Origin of the sequence: Azospirillum oleiclasticum (assembly GCF_013423485.1) — a bacterium.
Classification (GTDB): domain Bacteria; phylum Pseudomonadota; class Alphaproteobacteria; order Azospirillales; family Azospirillaceae; genus Azospirillum; species Azospirillum oleiclasticum.
In genome coordinates, this window is sequence record NZ_JABFFR010000009.1 from 151737 (window position 1) to 172199 (window position 20463).

The following is a 20463-nucleotide window of genomic DNA, read 5'->3' on the forward strand; positions in this document are numbered from 1 at the left end:
AGTCTGGCGGTCGTGACGGCTTCGACCAAAACATTCGTCCCGGCATCGGCCGCGCTGGGACTGGCGGTGGGGTTCGCGCTGGCCCTGGTGGCGGCGGCGCCTCCCATTCTGTGCCTGTTGGCGGCGGTGGTCGTGGCGGCGGCGGCGGCGCTGGGCTGGCACACGCTGGCGGTCCGCAACCGCGCATCGCATCTCTCGACCGAGATGGACCGGCTGGACGCGGTGCTCGCGGCTTCCCCCACCGCGTGGTGCGGCTGGACAGCCGACGGCCACCGCACGGCAGCACCCGGTTTCGCCGCCCTGCTCGACAACCGGCCATGCGACACGCCGGAGGAGGTGGCCGCGGCCTTCCTACCTCCCGATGCCGATGCCGTCGCCGGGGCGCTGGAGCGGCTGCGCCGCAAGGGCGAGCCGTTCGACCTCGTGGCCGTGTCGCGAGGGGGCCGGCACCTGCGGTTGTACGGACGGCGTGGCAGCGGCTCCCTCACGGCCGGCACGGTGGACGCGCTGTGGATCGACGACGTCACCCCGGCACGGCACGAGGTGGAGGCGTTGCAGGAGGCGCAGACACTCGACCGGGCCTCGCTGGACAGCCTGCGCGCGGGTCTCGACGCCCTGCCCATCCCGGTGTGGATCCGCGACGACGGGCTCTCCCTGTCCTGGTGCAACCGCGCCTACGGCCGTGCGGTGGATGCGGAACCCGACACCGCCGCGCGCGAACAGCGGGAGCTGCTGTCCGCCGGCGGCGGGCGGCGGCTGGCCGAACGGGCGCGCGCCACCGGCATGGCGCAGTCGGAGCGGGTGCCTGTCGTGATCGGCACCGACCGCCGCCTGCTGGAGGTCACCGAGACGTTGCTGCCGGCCGCCGGCGGCGGCGGACCGGTGGCGGTCGGCTACGCCATCGACCGCACCGAGCTGGAGGACGGGCGCGCCGAGCTGCGCCGCCACCAGACCGCGCACGCCGAGGTTCTGGAGCGGCTGGGCTCGGCCATCCTCATCTTCGGCCCGGACACCCGCATCACCTTCTTCAACCAGGCCTTCGTCCGGCTGTGGGACCTGGACGAGGAATGGCTGCGCGGCGAACCGACCCACGGCGAGTTGCTGGAGGAGCTGCGCAGCCGCCGCAAGCTGCCGGAATACGCCGACTTCCAGAGCTTCAAGCGCGAGCGTCTCACCCGCTACACCCGGCTGATGGAAGCGGCCGAGGAGCTGATGCATCTGCCCGATGGGACGACGTTGAGGGTGCTGACCGCGCCGCACCCGCTGGGCGGGCTGATCCTGATCCTCGAGGATGTGACCAACACGCTGGCGCTGGAATCCTCCTACAACACCCTGATCGCCGTGCAGCAGGAGACGCTGGACAATCTGGCGGAGGGCATCGCGGTGTTCGGCGGGGACGGGCGGCTGAAACTGTCCAACCCCTCCTTCGCCCGCGTCTGGGACTTGCGCGACGAGGATCTGCAGGGCGAGCCGCACATCACCGCCGTGTTCGAGCGGATGCGGCCCTTCTTCGTGGACGACAACGGCGACGATCCCGGCGGCTGGGACGTGCTGAAGGAGGAGATGATCGCCGCCACGCTGGACCGCGCCGTGCGCTCCGGCCGGCTGGAGCGGTCCGACGGCTCGGTGGTCGAGTTCTCCACCCTGCCCCTGCCCGACGGGGCCGTGCTCAACAGCTACCTCGACGTCACCGACAGCGCCCGGCTTGAGCAGGCGTTGCGCGCCTCCAACGCCGCGCTGGAGGCGGCCGACCAGTTGAAGAGCGAGTTCATCGCCAACGTCTCCCACCACCTGCGCACGCCGCTGAACGGCATCATCGGCTTCGCCGAGGTGCTGGCGAACGAGTATTTCGGCCCGCTCACCCCGCGCCAGAGCGAGTATGTGAAGGGCATCCTCGGCGGTGGCGGGCGGCTGCTGGAACTGATCGACGACATCGTCGACCTCACCAGCGTGGGCCAGAGCGTCAGCGCTTTGGAGCGCGGATCCGTGGACGTGTCGGAGCTGGTGGAGTCCGTCGCCGGCCTGACCCGCGAATGGGCGCGCCGCGAGGGGCTGCGGCTGGAGGTGGCGGTGCAGCCCCGCATCGGCACGGTCACCGCCGACGGGCGGCGGCTGAAGCAGGCGCTCTTCAACCTCGTGGTCGCCGCCATCCGCCAGCCGCCGCCGCAGGGACGCATCCGCCTGTCGGCGGAGCGGACCGACGGCATCCTGACCCTGACCGTCGGCGATCCGACCCTGCCACCGGCCGACCCCGCCCGCGGCAGCCGTGTGCTGTCCACCGACGGTCTCGGCCTCGGCATGGCGCTGGTGCGCAGCGTGGTCGATCTGCACGGCGGCCGGCTGCTGCTGGACGGCGAACCCGGCCACGGCAACCGCGTCCGCTGCGTGCTGCCGGCGGGTGACTGACCAAGCGCCGCCAAATCATCCGCGACGCTGAGAATCAGACTGACCGATAAGTCCCGATAGCCCTCCATAAGACGGACATCGCTTCCCCCGGTACTCGTGGACGCACTGGATCCGCGCCCGCGACGAAGGAGGAAACCCATGAAACTCGCGCTGACGGCCACCGCCGCACTCGCCCTGGCGCTCGCCACCGCCCCGGCAGCCGCCCAGACGGCGAAACCCGTCGAGCTGCGCATCGCGTCCTTCAACGTCGGGTCGAGCTGGTTCGTCTATGGCGTGACGCTGGCCGAGGTGCTGCGCGGCAAGCTGCCCCAGGGCTCCAAGGTGGACGCCCCGCCGCTCGGCGGCGGCACCGCCAACCCGCAGCTCGTCGAGCGCGGCAAGGCCGACATCGGGCTGAGCTTCGCCGTGGTCAACGCCTGGGCCGTGAAGGGCACTTTCGCCTTCGACAAGCCGCAGGGAAAGGTCCGCACCCTGATGGGCGGGCTCGACGACTATTATCTGGGCATCGTCGCCAACGGCAAGGACCGCGGGCCGGACCTCAACGAGTTCCTCGACAAACAGAAGCCCGACACCCGGATCATGCTGCTGAAGAAGGGCAGCTTCGGCTCCTTCGCCGGTCAGCAGATTCTCGACGTGGCCGGATCCGGGGAGAAGGAGGTGGCGGCGCGCGGCGGCCGGTACGACTTCGCCGACTTCCCCGTCATCCAGGCCGCCTTCCCCGCCGGCACCGCCGACCTGTTCATCCAGGTCATCACCCGCGGCCACCCGGCCGTGACGGAAATGGCCGAGACCGGCAACGTCACCCTCCTGGAGCCGTCGCAGAAGGTATTGGCGGCGATGACGGAGAAGTTCGGCTGGTCCGTGGACACGCTGCCCAAGGGGTCCTTCCACGGCCAGACCCGCGATCTGACCCTGCCCGGCACCACCACCGCCATCATCGCCTCGTCCGACATGACCGACGACCTCGCCTACACCATCGTCAAGACCGTGTGCGAGAACCAGGACGCCTTCAAGGCCGGCCACAAGGCGCTGTCGGGCTTCGACTGCGCCACCAAGGCCTGGAAGGCCGACAATCTCGGCGCGCCGCTGCACCCGGGTGCCGCCCGCTACTACCGCGAGCGCGGCTGGATGTGACGATGACCACGCGAGAGAGCCCCACCCGGCCCGCCGCCCCCGAGGGGTGGGCCGCCATCCGTCAGCCCGTGGCGCTGGTGGCGCTGGCCTGGTCGCTGTTCCAGATCGCCATCTACGTCTTCCCGACGATGGACATCATGATCCGGCGCGGCGGCCATGTGGCCTTCGGCATCGCCCTCGCCTTCCTCACGCTCAAGGGCGGCTCGCCGCCGGGCTGGGTGCGGTGGACGCTGGCGGGGCTGGTGATGGCGGTGCCGGTCTATCTGTGGACGCAGCTCGACCGGCTCTACGACCGCATCGCCGACCTGGACCCGGTGCTGACCGGCGATTATCTCGCGGCCGGGCTGCTGCTGGTGCTGCTGGTCGAGGCGACGCGGCGGCGCATGGGAACCGGCATGGCGCTGCTGATCCTGGGCTTCATCGCCTACATGCTGTTCGGCGCGCATCTGCCGGGGCTGCTGGCCCACCAGGTCGACAGCGTCGAGACCTTCATCGACGTGATGTTCCTGACCGAGCGCGGCATCTTCGGCATTCCGACCGGCGTGTCGGCGGAGGTGGTGTTCTACTTCGTGCTGTTCGCCGCGGTGTTCGACGTGTACGGCGGCGGCCGGCTGATCATCGACCTTGCCGTCTGCGCGACCGGCCGACGGGTCGGCGGCCCGGCCAAGGCGGCGGTGCTGGCGTCGGGCCTGACCGGCAGCGTGTCGGGCAGCGCCGTCGCCAACGTCATGAGCACGGGCATCTTCACCATCCCGCTGATGCGGCGGGTCGGCTACGACCCCCGCTTCGCCGCCTCGGTGGAGGCGGTGGCGTCCACCGGCGGCCAGATCATGCCGCCGGTCATGGGGGCCGGGGCCTTCATCATGGCGGACTTCCTGCAATTGCCCTACGGCCAGATCGCGCTGGCCGCGGTTCTGCCCTCGCTGCTCTATTTCGCCAGCCTGATCTGGGCCGTGCATCTGGAGGCGCGCAACAGCGACCTGCCGGTGCTGCCGGAAGGCGAGATCGGCCGTTTCGGCCCGATCCTGCGGGAGCGCTGGCACCTGCTGATCCCGCTGGCCTGGCTTGCCGTGCTGATCGTGCAGGGCTATGCGGTGGTGGACGCGGCCATCCAGTCCATCGTGCTGACCATCGTCATCGGCTCGCTGCGCGGCACCACCCGCCAGGGACCACTGGCGCTGGTCGAAGCGCTGGTGGCGACGGCGAAGCGCTCGGTGTCGGTGGCCCTGCCCTGCGCCGGGGCGTCGGTGATCGTGGCGGTGATCAGCTTCACCGGGCTGGGTACCAAGTTCACCGCGCTGATGCTGGCCGCGTCCGGCGGCGTCGCCGCGGTGGCGGTGGTCATGGCGGCGCTGGGCGCGCTGGTGCTGGGGGCCGGCATGCCGACCACCTCGGCCTACATCATGGGTGCCGTGCTGGTGGTGCCGGCGCTGGCGCAGTTCGCCATCGAGCCGCTGGTGGCGCACATGTTCATCTTCTACTTCGCCATCATGTCGATGGTGACTCCGCCGGTGGCGCTGGCCGCCTACGCCGCCGCGACCATCGCCGACACCGACCCGACGCGCACCGGCTACCGCTCCGTCCTGCTGGCGGTCCCCTGCCTGATCGTTCCCTTCGGCTTCGTGCTGCACCCGGCGCTGCTGACCCTGCCCGGCGTGGCGGCGGTTGGCTGGGCGCTGGTCGTGCTGGCGGTGGTGGTGTGGGCGGTCACCATCGCGCTGATCGGCTGGTTCGGCCGCCGGCTGGCGCCCTGGCACCGGCTCGCCATCGGGCTGGCGGGGTTGGCCGCCCTGTGGCCCGACCCGCTGGTCTTCGCCGGCACCGTCGCGGCCCTGGCGGTGCTGCTGCTGCCGCTGGCGGGCGGGCTGTCCCTGCCGGGACGACCGGGACGGGCCGGACCGTCGGACCGACCGGTCAGAAGCGAAGGCCGGCCATAGGACGGCGACACCCCGCCGGCGCCGGCCTCCCCGCCCGCACCCGCAACCCACCCCGCCACCCGAAGGGACTGCGCCATGAGTGATCTCGCCCTGGTCCTGGCAACGGCCGCCGCCAAGGCGCCGACCGCCACGGCTGTGGTGGACGGCACGTTGCGGCTGGATTACGCGCGGCTCAACCGGCTGGCGCGGCGGACCGCCGCGGGGCTTGCCCGGCTGGGCCTGCGGTCGGGCGACCGGCTGGTCACCCTGCTGCCCATCCGGTGGGAGGCGGTGGTGCTGCACTGGGCCTGCCAGATCGGCGGCTTCGCCATCGTGCCGCTCGACACCGACGAAAGCCCGGCCACCCTGCGCACCCTGCTGGCGGAGGTGGAGCCCGCCGCCGTCGCCGTCGATGCCGCCTCCGCCGCTCTACTGGATGCTTCCGCGATCGGCGGGGCGTATCGGCTGGCGATCGATGCGACCGGCGGCGGGGCGGACGGCGCCACACCCTTTCCGACGCTGCTGGAGGCCGGTGAGATCGGCCAGGCCGGCGGGCTGGGTGCCGCCGTCTCGGCGCTGGTCTACACCGCCGGCACCACCGATGCCGGCAAGGGCGTGCTGCGCAGCCAGGCGGCCGAATGGCAGGCAACCCGCGCCCATGTGGCGGAAAGCGGCTACGCCGCCGGGGAGCGCACGCTGGGCGCCGTGCCGCTCTGCCATCCCATCGGCATCCGGGCGCTGCTGGCGATGGCGCTGGTGGCCGGGACCTATGTCTGCCTGCGACGCTTCGACCCGGCGGAGGCGGTGCACCTGATCGAGCGGGAGGGGGTGACCGCCCTCTACCTGCCACCGCCCCTGCTCGACGCCGTGCTGGCGGAGGCGGACGCGGCGGACGCCGCCCTGGCCGGCCTGCGCCGCATCGGCGTGGTCGGCGCCCCGGCACCCGAGCGGCTGCTGGCGGAGATCGGGCGGCGCGCCGGCGGCGCGGCGCTCGCCAACCATTACGGCACTGTGGAGGTGAGCGTCGCGGCGCTGCGCCGCGACCCGGCGGCCAAGCCGGGATCGGTCGGGCGGCCTTTGCGCGACCAGCGCATCCGCATCGTCTCCACTGGGGCCACCGGCGCCACCGGTGCGGAGGAGGATCTGCCCGCCGGCGCCGAGGGGGAACTGCTGATCCGGCTGGGCGGCAGCGCCTTCGCCGGCTACTGGCGCCGGCCGGAGGCCGAGGCCGCCGCCCTGATGGGCGACTGGTTCCGCAGCGGCGACACCGGCTACCGCGACGAGGACGGTGAGCTGTTCGTCACCGGCCGGGTCCGCGACCTGATCGAGGCGACGGACGGCACGCTGGTGCCCCCGGCGGCGGTGGAAGCGGTTTTGCGCCGGCACGGCGCGGTGCGCGACGCCGTCGTGGCCGCGGTGCCCGGCTGCCGCGGGGAGCGGCGCCTGATCGCCTTCCTGCGGCTCGACCACACCATCGAGCTGGCCACACTCGACCGGGTCTGCCGGGAGGCGGGCGTGCCGCGGCCCGGCGAGTACGTGATCGTCAACGACATCCCCCGCTCGCGCTTCGGCACGCTGCGCCGGCGCGACCTGCTCGAACGGTCCTACCGGACCGACCTGACGGCACTGAGCGACCGCTGAAAAGCAAACCGCGCCCGCCATCAACGGGACGGCAATCGGCACCGCGGCGCCCCACCGGCGCCGCGGTTTTCGTTTGCGCCCCAAACTGCGCCCTCCGCCGAAAATGAGACTGTAGGGTAAATCGCGACACTCCCCGGTAACGGGGTTTCGCTCCCCCCGCGGTAGCCTTCCCCCGTTCGAGAGGAAGGCGATGACAGCGATCCCCACACAACACGGCTATGTCGGCCGCCCGGTACCGCGGGTGGAGGACGCCGCGCTGCTGACCGGCAGCGCGCGCTACGCCGACGATCTGCCGGTGAAGCCGGGCACGCTGCACGCGGCGATCCTGCGCTCCCCCCACGCGCACGCGGAGTTGCTGGGCATCGACACGGCGGCGGCGCGGACCGTGCCCGGCGTGGCGGCGGTGATCACAGGGGAGGAGGCGAAGCGCTTCTCCAGCCCCTTCCTGGTCGGCGTGAAGGCGCCGATGGAGCATTGGTGCCTGGCCGTCGATCGCGTGCGCTATGTCGGCGAGCCGGTGGCGGTGGTGCTGGCCGACAGCCGCTATGTGGCGGAGGACGCGCTGGACCGGATCGGGGCGCGCTACCGCCCGCTGCCGCCGGTCATGACCTTCGACCAGGCGTTCGACGCCGCGTCCGAGCCGCTGCACCCCGCACTCGGCTCCAACCTCGTGAACCGGCGCGACTTCACCTACGGCGACGTGGACGGCGCCTTCGCCGCCGCCAACTGGCGCGTGTCGGTCGAGGTGGAGTTCCCGCGCAACTCCTGCACGCCGATGGAGTGTTTCGTCGTTCTCGCCGACTTCGACGCGGCGGAGGGCGGGTACGAGGTGCTGTCAAACTTCTCCGGCCCCTTCGCCGTGCACCCGGTGATGGCCCGCGCGCTGAAGGTGCCGGGATCGAAGCTGCGGCTGAAATCGCCGCCCCATTCCGGCGGCAGCTTCGGCAACAAGCAGGCGGTGTTCCCCTATATCGTCCTGATGGGGGTGTGCGCGCGCGCCACCGGCCGCCCGGTCAAGTGGGTGGAGGACCGGCTGGAGCACCTGATGGCCGCCACGTCGGCCACCGCCCGCCGGATGGCGCTGGAGGCGGCGGTCGCAGCGGACGGCCGCGTGCTGGCGCTGCGCATGGAGCAGACGGAGGATTGCGGCGCCTACCTGCGGGCACCCGAGCCGGCATCGCTCTACCGCAACCACGGCAACCTGACCGGCGCCTACGACATCCCCACGCTGTCGGTGGTCAACCGCATCGTCCTGACCAACAAGACCCCGACCGGCCTGAACCGCGGCTTCGGCGGCGGGCAGCTCTATTACGGGCTGGAGCGGCTGATGCACCGGGTGGCGGTGGAGCTTGGGCTCGATCCGCTCGACGTCATCCGCCGGAACCTCGTGCCCGCAGCCGCCATGCCCCACGCCACCGCGTCGGGCGGTAGCCTCGACAGCGGCGACTTCCACGCCTGCCTGGAGGAGGCGGTGGAGCGCGGCGACCTCGAGGGGCTGAAGGCCAAGCGCGACGCCGCCCGCGCGGAGGGGCGGCTCTACGGCATCGGCTACGCCGCGGTGGTGGAGCCGTCCGTCTCCAACATGGGCTACATCACCACCGTCCTGACGGCGGAGGAGCGGCGCAAGGCAGGCCCCAAGAACGGGGCGCAGGCGTCGGCCACCGTCGCCGTGGACCCCACCGGCGGCGTGTCGGTCAGCGTCGAATCGGTGCCGCAGGGCCAGGGTCACCGCACGGTGCTGGCCCAGGTGGCGGCCGACGTGTTCGGGCTGCCGATGGAGCAGATCACCGTCGTCACCGACTTCGACACGGCAAAGGACGCCTGGTCCATCGCCGCCGGCAACTACTCCAGCCGCTTCGCCGGCGCGGTCGCCGGCACCGCCCACCTCGCCGCCACCCGCCTGCGCGACCGCATGGCGCGGCTGGCAGCCCCACAGTTGAACGTGGCGGCGGAGGAGCTGGTGTTCGCCGGGGGCAAGGTGTTCGCCGCCGGCAACCCGGACAACGCGCTGTCCTTCTCCCGCGTCGCCGCGGCGGGGCACTGGTCGCCCGGCACCCTGCCCGACGGGCAGGAGGCGGCGCTGCGCGAGACCGTGTTCTGGACGCCGGAGCCGCTGAAGGCGCCGACCGACGCCGACCACATCAACAGCTCCGCCTGCTACGGCTTCATCATCGACTTCTGCGGGGTGGAGGTCGACCGCGACACCGGCCGCGTGCGCATCGACCGCTATGTCACCATGCACGACGCCGGCCGCATCCTGAACCCGCTCCTGGCGGAGGGGCAGATCCAGGGCGGCTTCGCCCATGCGGTGGGTGCCGCGCTGTACGAGGAATACGCCTACGGCGACGATGGGCGCTTCCTGTCCGGCACTTTCGCCGACTACCTCGTCCCGACCGCCTGCGAGGTACCGGTGCCGGTGATCCTGCACCGCGAATCCCCCTCCCCCGTCACGCCGCTGGGTGCGAAGGGCGTGGGCGAGGGCAACTGCATGAGCACACCGGTCTGCCTCGCCAACGCGGTGGCCGACGCGCTGGGGGTGGAGACGGTGACCCTACCCCTCACCCCCCACCGCGTCGCCGCCCTGATCCACGGGGAGGAGCCGCCCCGCCCCGCCGGCTCCACCGCGCCCGCCCGGCCCGCTGCCGCAACCGGCAAGCCCGGTGGCCGCGGCCTGACCGGCGAGGGAAGCCGCGCCGTTCCCGCCACGCCCGAACAGGTTTGGGCCATCCTGCTCGACCCCAAGGAGTTGGCGGCCCTGCTGCCGGGGTGCGAGGCGCTGGACCTCGTCGGCCCCAACGCCTACCGGGCGGAGGTGGTGGTCGGCGTCGGCCCCGTCCGCGGGCGCTATGTGGCGGAGGTGGCCTTGAGCGACCTCGACCCGCCCAACTCCCTGACCCTATCCGGCAGCGGTAGCAGCGCGCTCGGCACCGGTCGCGGCAGCGGCCATGTGACGCTCGAACGGCACGGCGACGGCACGCTGGTCACCTACCGATACACGGCGGAGGTCGGCGGCAAGGTGGCCGCGGTCGGCGGGCGCATGCTGGACAGCGCCGCGCGCCTGATCATCGGCCAGTTCTTCGACAAGCTGATCGCGCGCGCCGGCGGGCCGGAGGCGGTACCCGAGCGCCCGTCGCTTCTGGCGCGGCTGCTGCGCCTGCTGGGAATCCGCCCATGAAGCCCGCACCCTTCGACTATCTCCGCCCCGCCACGGTCGCCGACGCGCTGGCCGCCCTGGCGGCGGGCGGCGACGACGCCCGGCTGATCGCCGGCGGGCAGTCGCTGATGCCCATGCTGAACATGCGGCTGGTCACCCCGCGCACGCTGATCGACCTTTCCGCCCTGCCCGAGCTGCGCCGGGTGGAGGTGGCGGACGGCTGGCTGACGGTGGGCGCCGCGGTCACCCAGAACGAGCTGCTGGCCCGTCCCACCCTGGCCACGGAAGCGCCGCTGCTGGCCGCCGCCCTGCCCTGGGTCGGGCATTTCCAGACGCGCAACCGCGGCACCGTCGGCGGCTCCGTCGCCCACGCCGATCCCAGCGCCGAAATCCCGCTCTGCCTCGTGGCGCTGGAGGGGGAGGTGGTGCTGCGCTCCGCCCGCAAGCGGCGGACGGTGCCGGCCTCCGGCTTCTTCATCGGGCCGCTGACCACGGCGCGCGCCGCCGACGAGATCGTGGAGGCCGTACGCTTCCGCCTGCGCAAGCCCGGTGCCGCGTACGGCTTCCGCGAAATGGGCATGCGGCACGGCGATTTCGCCATCACCGCGCTCGCCGCCACGGTGGAGGCGGACCGCATCCGGCTCTCCGTCGGCGGGGTGGCCGACCGCCCGACCGCCCGCGACTGGCCGCGGTTGGAAGGGGCGGCGCTGGACGAGGCGCTGAACGCCTTCGCCTGGGACCTCGGCGGGGACGACGACCAGCACGCCACCGCCACCTACCGCCGCACCCTCGTCCGCCGCCTCGGCCGCGCGGTCATCGAAGACGCCCAAACGGAGTTGACGCCATGACGGCGCTCGCCGCCGGGACCCGGCATCCCGTCACCATCACGCTGAACGGACAGCCGCGCACCGGTCACGCCCACCCGCGCACGCTGTTGAGCGACTTCCTGCGTCACGAGCTGGGCGCGCACAGCACCCGCGTGGGGTGCGAGCACGGGGTGTGCGGGGCCTGCACCGTACGCATCGACGGCGTCGCCCAGCGCGCCTGCCTGACGCTGGCCGTGCAGGTGGACGGCCGCCGGGTGGACACGGTGGAGGGCCTCGCCCGCGAGGGGCGGATGACCGCGCTACAGGACGCCTTCCACCGCCACCACGCCCTGCAATGCGGCTTCTGCACCGCCGGCATCCTGATGTCGCTGGCCGACTGGCTGGTGCGGGTGCCGAAGCCGACCGAGGCGGAGCTGCGAGACATGCTGAGCGGCCATCTGTGCCGCTGCACCGGCTACGCCGCCATCGTCCGTGCGGTGATGGATGTGACCGGCCAGACCACGGAGTCCGTTCATGTTTGACCTTGGCCGCAGTTTCCTCGCCACCGTCGAGCGCAGCCCGCGGGCGCTCGCCATCGTGGACGGGGACGTACGCCTGACCTACGCGCAGTGGGACGTGCGCGTGCGTCGTCTCGTCGGCGCCTTCGACGCGCTGGGCCTGAAGCCCGGCGACTGCATCGCCACCGCGCTGCAGAACACCTGGCGGATGGCGACCATCCATTGGGCCTGCCAGATCGCCGGCCTCACCATCGCGCCGCTGAACTGGCGCATCAAGGCGGAGGAGCTCGACTACTGCCTGCCCAACGCCTCGGCCCGGCTGCTGGTCTTCCAGGACGTGTCGGCCGACGAGGTGGCGGCGTCGGCGGCGGCACGCGCCATCCCGCGCGTGGCGGTTGACGACGCTCCCGGCGGCACCCACGGGTTCGACGCGCTGCTGGCCACGGACCCCGCGCCCGCAGCACCGCGCGCGTCGGCGGAGGACATCTCGCTGCTGCTCTACACCTCCGGCACCACCGGCAAGCCCAAGGGCGTGCCGCGCCGGCACCGGACGGAGCGCGCGGCGGCGGTCGCCCATGTGGCGCAGAACTGCTACGCGCGGGGCGAGCGCACGCTGGGCGTCATGCCGCTCTACCACACCATGGGTGTGCGCTCGCTGCTGTCCATGGCGCTGATCGACGGCTGCTTCGTCTGCCAGCCCCGCTTCGACGCCGGCCAAGCGCTGGAGCTGATCGCGGCGGAGCGGCTGACCTGCCTGTATCTGGTGCCGACGCTCTACCACGACCTGCTGGCGCACGCGGAGTTCGCGCGTACGGACGTGTCGTCGGTGCGCAAGCTGGGCTTCGCCGGGGCGCCGATGACGGACGGCCTGCTGAAGCGGCTCCAGGCCGCCTTCCGGCCGGAGCTGTTCGTCAACCATTACGGCTCGTCGGAGGTCTACACCTTCACCATCAACCAGGACGCCGCGGCCAAATGCGGCTCCGCCGGGCGGGCGGCGCTGAACCAGCGCATCCGGGTGGTCAAGCTGGGATCCTTCGATCCCGACGAGACCGCGGCGGTGGGCGAGGAGGGGCAGATCATCGCCGACCTCGAAGGCGACGAGGCGTTCGAGGGCTACCTGAACCGGCCGGAGGCGGACGCCAAGGCGCTGCATGGCGGCTGGTACTTCACCGGCGACACCGGGTATTTCGACGCCGACGGCGACCTGTACGTCTCCGGCCGGGTGGACGACATGATCATCACCGGCGGCGAGAACGTCTCCCCCGTGGAGATCGAGAGCGTGCTGTCGCTCCACCCCGCGGTGTCGGAGGTGGCGGTCGCCGGCCTTCCCGACGAGCGCTGGGGGCAGAAGGTGGTGGCCTTCGTCAAGCGAACAGGTGCGGTGGACGCCGCAGCCTTGGACACCCATTGCCGCGGCTCCGGCCTCGCCAACTTCAAGCGCCCCCGCGAGTACGTGTTCCTCCAGGACATCCCGAAATCGCCGGTGGGGAAGATCCTGCGCCGCAAGCTCCAGGCCGGCGAATTCCAGACGGACCAGTTGGCGCGGCCGAACGCCGCCCAGTGACAGGAGAGTTTCCGATGACCGCCTATTCCTTCGCCGCCGACCTGCTCAAGGAGCTCGACGGCTTCCGCGTCGAGTTCGACGAGGCCCACGAGCGCGCCGACATCGTGCTGCACCGGCCGCCGATGAACATCGTTTCCATGCGCCAGCGCGACCAAGTCCGCGCCGTGTTCGAGACGCTGGACGCCGACGACCGCGTGCGCGTCATCGTGCTGCGGGCGGAGGGGGCGAATTTCTCCTCCGGCGGCAACATCGCCGGCTTCATGGAGGCCAGCCCCGAGCATGTGTCGGAGCTGGCCCGGAACATCGCGGCCCCCGAGCGCTGCCGCAAGCCGGTGATCGCCCAGGTCCGCGGCTACTGCTTCGGCGTCGGCTTCGAGCTGTCGCTGGCCTGCGACTTCCGCATCGCGTCGGAGACCGCGCAGTTCGCCCTGCCGGAGATGCGCATCGGCATGATCCCCGGCTCCGGCGGCTCGGCGCGCCTGCTGCACATGATCGGCATCGCCCGCACCAAGGACATGGTGATGCGCGCCAAGCGCATTCCCGGCCGGAAGGCCGCCGAGTGGGGCTTCGTGACCGAGTGCGTCGCCGACGCCGAGCTGGAGGCCACCGTTGACGCGCTGGCGGAGGAGCTGCGCGGTTTCTCCCCGTTGGCCCAGCGCACCATCAAGGGCGTGCTGAACAGCGGCAACAACGTGTCGGTCAACGGCGCCATCGAGATCGAGGGGCAGGCGTACGGCCGGCTGCGCGGCTCGGAGGACTTCAAGGAGGGCGTCGCGTCCTTCCACGAGAAGCGCAAGCCGGTCTTCACGGGCAAGTGAGGCCAGCCCCCACCCAACCCTCCCCCGCTGGGCGGGGGAGGGCTCTTCTCCTCCCCCCGCCCAGCGGGGGGAGGTCGGGAGGGGGGCCAACGTGTACGCCCAGCACCAACCACCAACATCACAGCAGGGGAGGTTCCGTTGACCAGGATGACCACGGCGGCCGTGACGGCCGCGCTGCTACTCACCGCCTCGACCGCGGCGCTGGCTGCCGAGCCCATCCGCGTCGGCGTGGTGACGCCGCTGTCGGGCACCTACACGCCGATCGGCCAGCAGGTCCGCTGGGGCCTGGAGCTGGCGGCGAAGGAGATCAACGCGGCGGGTGGCGTCGCCGGCCGCCCGCTCGAACTGATGTTCGAGGACGAGGAGGCCAACCCCGCCGTCGCCGTGCAGAAGGCGGAGAAGCTGTTCCAGGTCGGCAAGGTCGATTTCCTGACCGGCACCGTCAATTCCGGCTCGACTCTGGCGGTGGGTCAGGTGGCGGAACGCAACGACCGGCTGATCGCCACCACCGTGTCCTTCGCCGACAGCATCACCGCCGACAAGTGCTCGCCCAACGTCTTCCGCGTCAACGCCCGCGCCGGGCAGCAATCGGCGGCGCTGGCCGAGTGGCTGTCGAAGGAGAAGCCCAAGAGCAAGGTCTTCTACCTTGGCCCCGACTACGAGATGGGCCGCTCCACCGTCGCCGCCTTCAAGAAGGCCGCGACCGACAAGGGCTCGGCGGAAGTCGGCGAGGTCTTCGCGCCGCTCGACAACAAGGATTACTCCCAGTATTTCGGCCAGCTCCGCGCCTCGCGCCCGGCGGTGCTGTACACCTCGGTCGCCGGCAACGACACCGTGCGCCTGCTGTCGCAGATGGAGGAGTACGGGCTGCTGAAGAACCTGCTGGTGGTCGGCGCCTCGGGCACCGTCACCTCCCAGAACATCGGCGCCATCGGCAAGGCGGCGGAGGGTTTTGTGACCGGTGTGGGCTATTCGCCGGAGATCGACACGCCCGCCAACAAGGCCTTCGTCAAGGCCTTCACCGCCGCCTACGGCAAGGACCCGGACCTGTACGGCGCGGACAGCTACGGCCTGCTGTACTTCTACAAGGCCGCGGTCGAGAAGGCCGGTGCCACCGACACGGCGTCCGTACGCAAGGCGATGGAAGGCATCCAGTGGGCGACGCCGCAGGGCACCAAGACCATGCGCGCCGGTGACCACCAGGCGGTGCAGGACATGTACGCCGTGCGCGTCACGGGGGGCAAGTTCACCATCGTCGGCTCGGTGCCGGGCGAGGCCGCCATCGGGCCGGACGCCTGCACGAAGTTCTGAGCCGGATCCCTCCCCCGCCCCGGCGGGGGAGGGCTTGCATGAGGTCTCCCATGGCCGAGTTCCTGGATTACACGCAGTTCGTGCTGGCGCCACAGGTGCTGAACGGTCTGTCCCTCGGCGTCGCCGTCATCCTGATGGCACTGGGACTGACCATCATCTTCGGGCTGCTCGACGTCATCAACATGGCGCATGGCGAATTCTACGCCATCGGCGCCTTCCTGGCGTTGGCGCTGGGCGCCTTGGGCCTGAACTTCTGGATCCTGCTGGCGCTGGTGCCGCTGCTGATGGTGCCGCTCGGCTGGCTGACGGAGCGGGCGCTGATCCAGCGCGTGTTCCACAGCCGCGAGCGCCACATCCTGACGCTGCTGCTGACCTTCGGCTTCGGCATGATCCTGGAGGATGTGCTGAAGCTGGTGTTCGGCGCCAACACCCAGAAGCCGCCGATGCCGATCACCGGCGGCACCGAGATCCTGGGCGTGTTCCTGCCCAACTACCGGCTGTTCCTGATCCTGTTCGGCGCGGCGCTGATCCTGGCGGTTTGGGTGGCGGTGTTCCGCACGCGCCTCGGCGCGATGGTGCGGGCGGCGGCCTACGACAAGGACATGGCCTCCTCGCTGGGCGTGCCGGTGCGCGCGGTCTATTCCGGCACCTTCGCCTTCGGGGTGGCTCTGGCCGGGCTGTCGGGGGTGCTGCTGGCGCCGATCTACTCCGTCTTCCCCACCATGGGGCGCGACTTCATCCTGATGGCCTTCACGGTGGTGATCGTCGGCGGCATGGGGTCGATCCAGGGTGCGGTTGTCGCCGGCATCCTGCTGACGCAGGTGCAGGCGATCTCCAGCCTCTACATCTCGCCGGTGTGGACCGACCCGCTCGTCTTCGGGATCATGGTGATGGTCCTGATGGTGCGACCGCAGGGTCTGTTCGGCCGGCTCGGCAACGCGTGAGGGCCGCCGCCATGCTGATCGACCGGGCACCCGCCCCCACCCTGCCCCGCGCCCGCGACGCGGTGCACGCAATCGCGGTCCTGTTCTTCACCGCCGCCCTGGCGCTGGGGGCGCTCGGCTGGTGGGCCGGGGACAGCTTCTACCTGCGGCTCGCCACCGAGGCGCTGATCTTCGCCGGGCTGGCGATGAGCGTCGACATCCTGCTGGGCTACACCGGGCTCCTCTCGCTGGGGCAGGCGCTGTGGTTCGGGGTGGGCGCGTACACCTCGGCCGTCATCCTGCGCGACGTGGCCGCGTCCTTCTGGCTTGCCATGGGGGCGACGCTGGTGGTGACCACGCTGGCCGGCACGGTCGGCGGCCTGATCGCCAACCGGGTGAAGGGGGTGTATTTCGCGCTCATCACCTTCGGGCTGGCGCAGGTGGTCGCCAAGGTCGTCTACAACACGCGCGAGCTGGGCGCGTCGGACGGGCTGATCGGCGTGCCGGAGATCACCATCCCGCTCGGCTTCGCCACCGTGGACGCCGCCAACCCGGCCGGCTTCTTCCTGCTGGTGCTGGCGCTGGTGGCGCTGCTGTACGCGGGGCTCGCCTATCTGATGGACGCGCCGTTCGGCCGCACGCTGATCGCCATCCGCGCCAACGAGAAGCGCGTGCCCTTCCTGGGCTTCAACCCGCTGGTCCACCGGATGCTGGCCTATGTGCTGGCCGCCAACGTCGCGGCGCTGGCCGGCGCGCTCTACCCCATGCTGCGCGGTTTCGTGTCGCCGGAGCTGCTGTTCTTCCAGACCTCCGGCAACGCGGTGATCACCGTGATCGTCGGCGGGGTGGGCACGCTGATCGGGCCTGTCGTCGGCAGCGTGCTGCTGACCGCGCTGCGCTCCGTCGTCGGCACCTGGACCGAGCATCACCTGATCGTCATCGGCGTGCTGTTCATGCTGTCGGTCGTGGTCATGCCCAAGGGGCTGGTGGGCGCCGTACGCCCCTGGCTGCAACGCCGCCTTTCGGGATCGGAGAGCCCGCGATGACCGCCGCCTTGTCCGTGCGCGACCTGACCGTCAATTTCGGCGCGCTGGTCGCCGTCAATGCCATGAGCTTCGACGCCGCCCCCGGCCGCATCACCTCGGTGATCGGGCCGAACGGGGCGGGCAAGAGCTCCCTGTTCAACCTGATCAGCGGCGCCATCCGCCCGACCGCGGGCCGGGTGCAGTTGGACGGCCGCGACGTGACGGGACAACCGCCGTACCGGCTGCTGGCCGCCGGCCTCGCCCGCTCCTTCCAGATCACCAACCTGTTCTTCGAGCTGCCGGTCTTCGAGAATCTGCGGCTCGCCGCGCAGATCCACGAGACGCCGCTGAAAGCGCTGCTGCCCACCCGCCGCAGCGCCCGCGCGCTCGACCGGGCCGAGGAGCTGCTGGACCGTTTCGGCCTGACCGCCAAGGCGCAGGAGCTCGCCGGCAACCTGTCGCACGGCGAGCAGCGACGGCTGGAGATCGCGGTGGCGCTGGCCGCCCGCCCGCGGGTGCTGCTGCTGGACGAGCCGACCCAGGGCATGAGCCACGGCGACACCGCCGAGACCGCCGACATGATCCGGCGCCTGGCGGGCGAGATGACGGTGCTGCTGATCGAGCACGACATCGGCGTCGTCATGGCGTTGTCCGACCACGTCGTGGTCATGCACCAGGGCCGCAAATTGGCCGAGGGCGCGCCGGCCGTGGTGCGCGCCGACCCGGCCGTCCAGGCCGCCTATTTCGGGCACGCGTGACACCATGCTGGAGATCACCGACCTGCACGCCCATTACGGCCTCAGCCACGTGCTCCAGGGCGTCACCCTCACCGGCGCCGCCGGCGAGGTGGTGAGCCTGTTCGGCCGCAACGGCGTGGGCAAGACCACCATCATCAAGACCATCGCCGGCTGGGTCCGCCCGACCTCCGGCAGCATCCGGCTGGACGGGGCGGATATCGGCGGCCGGCCGGCCGACCGCATCTGCCGCATGGGCCTGGGCATCGTGCCGGAGGACCGGCGCATCTTTCCCGGCCTCAGCGTGCTGGAAAATCTGGAGCTCGGCCTGCACCAGACCGCCGGCCGCTCGCGCTCCGAAAAGCGCGAGGCGCTGGACCGGGTGCTGGAGCGCTTCCCCCGCCTGAAGGAGCGCCGCGCCCAGATGGGCACCACCCTGTCCGGCGGCGAGCAGCAGATGCTGGCCATGGCCCGCGTCATGGTGGGCGCCCCGCGCGTGCTGCTGATCGACGAGCCGACCGAGGGGCTGGCGCCGATGATCGTGGACGAGATCTTCGGGATCATCACCACGCTCCGCGACCAGGGGCTGCTGATCCTGCTGGTGGAGCAGAACGTCCACCGCGCCATCGCGGTGACCAGCCGCTTCTACGCCATCGAGCGCGGCCAGGTGGTGTTCACCGGCTCCGCCGCCAACGCCGACGACCGGGAGCGGCTGTTCGGGACGATCGCGGTGTGATGGCAAGCCCTCTCCCGCCTCCGGCGGAAGAGGGAGGGTGAGGGCACGGTCTTCCCGAAAATCCCAGCCCTCACCCTTCCCACGCTTCGCGCGGGCCCCTTCCCTCTCCCGCCGGGGGCGGGAGAGGGGGTCAATGCGACCGGCCGCCGCTCATGGCGAACTCCTCCTCCGGCGACAGCACCAGCTTGTGGCGGCCGACGGCGGCGAAGTAGCCGATCCCCAGCGCGTACCAGATGGCCGCGCCGATCACGCCCGCCCGGTAGACGGGGTCGAGGAGCTGGTAGTAGATGGTGACCGCGGCGACGACGATGGTCACGGCCGCCCCGGCGATCCCGAGCGGGCTGCGGTAGGGGCGCTCGATGTGCGGGAAGTGCAGCCGCAGGCGGATGAAGGCGGTCGCCTGCATCATGTAGCTGATCATCGCCCCGAACACCGCCATGTTGAGCAGCGTGCCGCCGATGAAGGCGCCGCCCGCCTCCCCCGCCACGACCCACACCACCAGCAGCACCGCCAGCCCGACCAGCGCCCCGGCCACCAGCGCCACATGCGGCGTGCGGCGCGTGCCGTGGGTGACCGACAGGAAGGTCGGGAAGTAGCCGGCGCGCGACAGCGAGTAGATCTGCCGGCCATAGGCGAAGATGATGGTGTGGAAGCTGGCGATCAGCCCGATCACCGCGATCAGCGCCAGGATCTTCGCGGTGTCCGCCCCGTAGATGGCCTTGAAGCCGTCGAGCAGCGGTTCGCCCGAGCTGGACAGCGCGAAGGCCCCGTTGGGAATGCCGGTGTTCAGGAACAGCACCATGAAGGCGGAGAAGATCAGCGTGAAGATGCCGAGGATCAGCCCCTTCGGCATGTCACGCTTGGGATCGACCGACTCCTCCGCCGCCAGCGGCAACTGCTCGATGGCGAGGAACAGCCAGACCGCGAAGGGCAGCGCCGCCAGCGCCCCGCCGATGCCGAAGGGCAGGAATGTCCCGCCGCCGTCCGGCAGTTGCACCGGCGCTCCGTCCGGCCCAACCCCGATGTTCAGCGACCAGCGGGAGAAGTCGAACAATGGGATGGCGCTGATCCAGAAGACGGCGAGGATGGCGAGTGCGGCCAGCGTCACCACCAGCGACACCCGGAAGGACAGATCCACCCCGATCAGGTTCAGCGTCACGAACAGGATGTAGCAGCCGATCCACCACACCGGCTGGAATCCCGGCCCGGTTTCGAAGATGCCGCCGAGGTAGGAACCGATGAAGAAGACGATGACGGCCGGCGTCAGCACGAACTCCATGTTCTCGGCCAGCCCGGTGACGAAGCCGCCCCATGGCCCCATGGTCGTGCGCGCGAAGGAATAGGCCCCGCCGGTGTGCGGCAGCGCCGGCGACATTTCCGCCAGCGAGAAGCAGAGCCCCAGATACATGCACATGATGATGGCGGTGGCGATCGCCATGCCGCCGAAGCCGCCCGCGGCAAGCCCCAGGTTCCAGCCCGAGAAATGGCCGGAGATCACCGCCCCGACCCCCAGTGCCCAAAGCGACCAGACACCCGCGTAGCGGGTCAGCCCGCGCTTTTCGAAGTAACCGGCGTCCACCGCGTTGTAGGTGACGCCCGCGGCCGACGCTTTCGGCCGCACCCCCATCCCCTGCTCCACCATGTGACCTCCTGTGCGCCGGCCACGGTTTTTTGTGGTCCGGCCTTTTCGTTGGGAGGCGCTTCCCCGTGACGAGGAGGATGGATGTGCAACCGCGGGGATGTCAATGCGGCTTGCGGCGGGTTGCCGCAGGGGCGG

At 71.2% G+C, this 20463-nt stretch carries 15 protein-coding genes; 14 read left to right on the plus strand and 1 reads right to left on the minus strand.

The annotated features are described in order from the left end of the window. The first annotated feature begins 12 nt into the window (after positions 1-12). The 14 genes from HL658_RS12700 to HL658_RS12765 all read left to right on the plus strand — a co-directional run bounded on the left by HL658_RS12700 (position 13) and on the right by HL658_RS12765 (position 18686). The gene (locus tag HL658_RS12700; RefSeq protein WP_343055084.1) at positions 13-2406 is read left to right on the plus strand and encodes a sensor histidine kinase; all 2394 of its coding nucleotides are present in this window, start codon (positions 13-15) and stop codon (positions 2404-2406) included. 138 nt (positions 2407-2544) lie between these two features. After that, on the plus strand, positions 2545-3540 hold the full coding sequence (locus HL658_RS12705) for a TAXI family TRAP transporter solute-binding subunit (RefSeq protein WP_180282341.1): 996 nt from the start codon (positions 2545-2547) through the stop codon (positions 3538-3540). A gap of 2 nt (positions 3541-3542) precedes the next feature. Further along, entirely contained in the window at positions 3543-5477 is a 1935-nt protein-coding gene (locus tag HL658_RS12710) for a TRAP transporter permease (RefSeq protein ID WP_180282342.1), read from the plus strand. Positions 5478-5552: 75 nt separating this feature from the next. Beyond that, positions 5553-7097 carry a class I adenylate-forming enzyme family protein gene (locus HL658_RS12715; RefSeq protein ID WP_180282343.1) on the plus strand — a complete coding sequence of 515 codons (1545 nt, stop codon included), beginning with the start codon at positions 5553-5555 and terminating at the stop codon, positions 7095-7097. A 190-nt stretch (positions 7098-7287) separates the two neighbouring features. Beyond that, positions 7288-10272: a xanthine dehydrogenase family protein molybdopterin-binding subunit gene (locus tag HL658_RS12720; protein WP_180282344.1), complete on the plus strand. Its 2985-nt coding sequence runs from the start codon at positions 7288-7290 to the stop codon at positions 10270-10272. Then, positions 10269-11099 (plus strand): FAD binding domain-containing protein, encoded by an 831-nt coding sequence (locus HL658_RS12725; RefSeq protein ID WP_180282345.1) that lies wholly within the window; start codon positions 10269-10271, stop codon positions 11097-11099. Before HL658_RS12720 ends, HL658_RS12725 begins: the two co-directional genes overlap by 4 nt. Further along, entirely contained in the window at positions 11096-11599 is a 504-nt protein-coding gene (locus tag HL658_RS12730; protein WP_180282346.1) for a (2Fe-2S)-binding protein, read from the plus strand. Before HL658_RS12725 ends, HL658_RS12730 begins: the two co-directional genes overlap by 4 nt. After that, positions 11592-13139 (plus strand): AMP-binding protein, encoded by a 1548-nt coding sequence (locus HL658_RS12735; RefSeq protein ID WP_180282347.1) that lies wholly within the window; start codon positions 11592-11594, stop codon positions 13137-13139. Before HL658_RS12730 ends, HL658_RS12735 begins: the two co-directional genes overlap by 8 nt. Positions 13140-13153: 14 nt before the next feature. Beyond that, positions 13154-13957 carry an enoyl-CoA hydratase/isomerase family protein gene (locus tag HL658_RS12740; protein WP_180282348.1) on the plus strand — a complete coding sequence of 268 codons (804 nt, stop codon included), beginning with the start codon at positions 13154-13156 and terminating at the stop codon, positions 13955-13957. A gap of 147 nt (positions 13958-14104) precedes the next feature. Then, on the plus strand, positions 14105-15268 hold the full coding sequence (locus HL658_RS12745) for an ABC transporter substrate-binding protein (protein ID WP_180282557.1): 1164 nt from the start codon (positions 14105-14107) through the stop codon (positions 15266-15268). Between the two features lie 38 nt (positions 15269-15306). Then, positions 15307-16212, plus strand: coding sequence for a branched-chain amino acid ABC transporter permease (locus HL658_RS12750; RefSeq protein WP_211109723.1), 906 nt, complete (start codon positions 15307-15309; stop codon positions 16210-16212). 11 nt (positions 16213-16223) lie between these two features. Further along, positions 16224-17237 carry a branched-chain amino acid ABC transporter permease gene (locus HL658_RS12755; protein ID WP_180282349.1) on the plus strand — a complete coding sequence of 338 codons (1014 nt, stop codon included), beginning with the start codon at positions 16224-16226 and terminating at the stop codon, positions 17235-17237. Further along, a complete protein-coding gene (locus tag HL658_RS12760) occupies positions 17234-17974 on the plus strand; it encodes an ABC transporter ATP-binding protein (protein WP_180282350.1) in 741 nt (246 codons plus the stop codon). Before HL658_RS12755 ends, HL658_RS12760 begins: the two co-directional genes overlap by 4 nt. Before the next feature lie 4 nt (positions 17975-17978). Next, positions 17979-18686: an ABC transporter ATP-binding protein gene (locus HL658_RS12765; RefSeq protein ID WP_180282351.1), complete on the plus strand. Its 708-nt coding sequence runs from the start codon at positions 17979-17981 to the stop codon at positions 18684-18686. 130 nt (positions 18687-18816) lie between these two features. Here HL658_RS12765 and HL658_RS12770 read toward each other — a convergent pair whose 3' ends face one another. Then, positions 18817-20328, minus strand: a complete 1512-nt coding sequence (locus HL658_RS12770) for an amino acid permease (protein ID WP_211109724.1) — start codon at positions 20326-20328, stop codon at positions 18817-18819. Between the last annotated feature and the right edge of the window lie 135 nt (positions 20329-20463).

Coding starts and splice junctions, on each gene's coding strand:
- HL658_RS12745 (WP_180282557.1), top strand. CDS start 14,105: ATGACCACGGCGGCCGTGACGGCCGCGCTGCTACTCACCGCCTCGACC.
- HL658_RS12710 (WP_180282342.1), top strand. CDS start 3,543: ATGACCACGCGAGAGAGCCCCACCCGGCCCGCCGCCCCCGAGGGGTGG.
- HL658_RS12760 (WP_180282350.1), top strand. CDS start 17,234: ATGACCGCCGCCTTGTCCGTGCGCGACCTGACCGTCAATTTCGGCGCG.
- HL658_RS12725 (WP_180282345.1), top strand. CDS start 10,269: ATGAAGCCCGCACCCTTCGACTATCTCCGCCCCGCCACGGTCGCCGAC.
- HL658_RS12730 (WP_180282346.1), top strand. CDS start 11,096: ATGACGGCGCTCGCCGCCGGGACCCGGCATCCCGTCACCATCACGCTG.
- HL658_RS12770 (WP_211109724.1), bottom strand. CDS start 20,328: ATGGTGGAGCAGGGGATGGGGGTGCGGCCGAAAGCGTCGGCCGCGGGC.
- HL658_RS12715 (WP_180282343.1), top strand. CDS start 5,553: ATGAGTGATCTCGCCCTGGTCCTGGCAACGGCCGCCGCCAAGGCGCCG.
- HL658_RS12740 (WP_180282348.1), top strand. CDS start 13,154: ATGACCGCCTATTCCTTCGCCGCCGACCTGCTCAAGGAGCTCGACGGC.
- HL658_RS12705 (WP_180282341.1), top strand. CDS start 2,545: ATGAAACTCGCGCTGACGGCCACCGCCGCACTCGCCCTGGCGCTCGCC.
- HL658_RS12720 (WP_180282344.1), top strand. CDS start 7,288: ATGACAGCGATCCCCACACAACACGGCTATGTCGGCCGCCCGGTACCG.
- HL658_RS12735 (WP_180282347.1), top strand. CDS start 11,592: ATGTTTGACCTTGGCCGCAGTTTCCTCGCCACCGTCGAGCGCAGCCCG.
- HL658_RS12755 (WP_180282349.1), top strand. CDS start 16,224: ATGCTGATCGACCGGGCACCCGCCCCCACCCTGCCCCGCGCCCGCGAC.
- HL658_RS12765 (WP_180282351.1), top strand. CDS start 17,979: ATGCTGGAGATCACCGACCTGCACGCCCATTACGGCCTCAGCCACGTG.
- HL658_RS12750 (WP_211109723.1), top strand. CDS start 15,307: ATGAGGTCTCCCATGGCCGAGTTCCTGGATTACACGCAGTTCGTGCTG.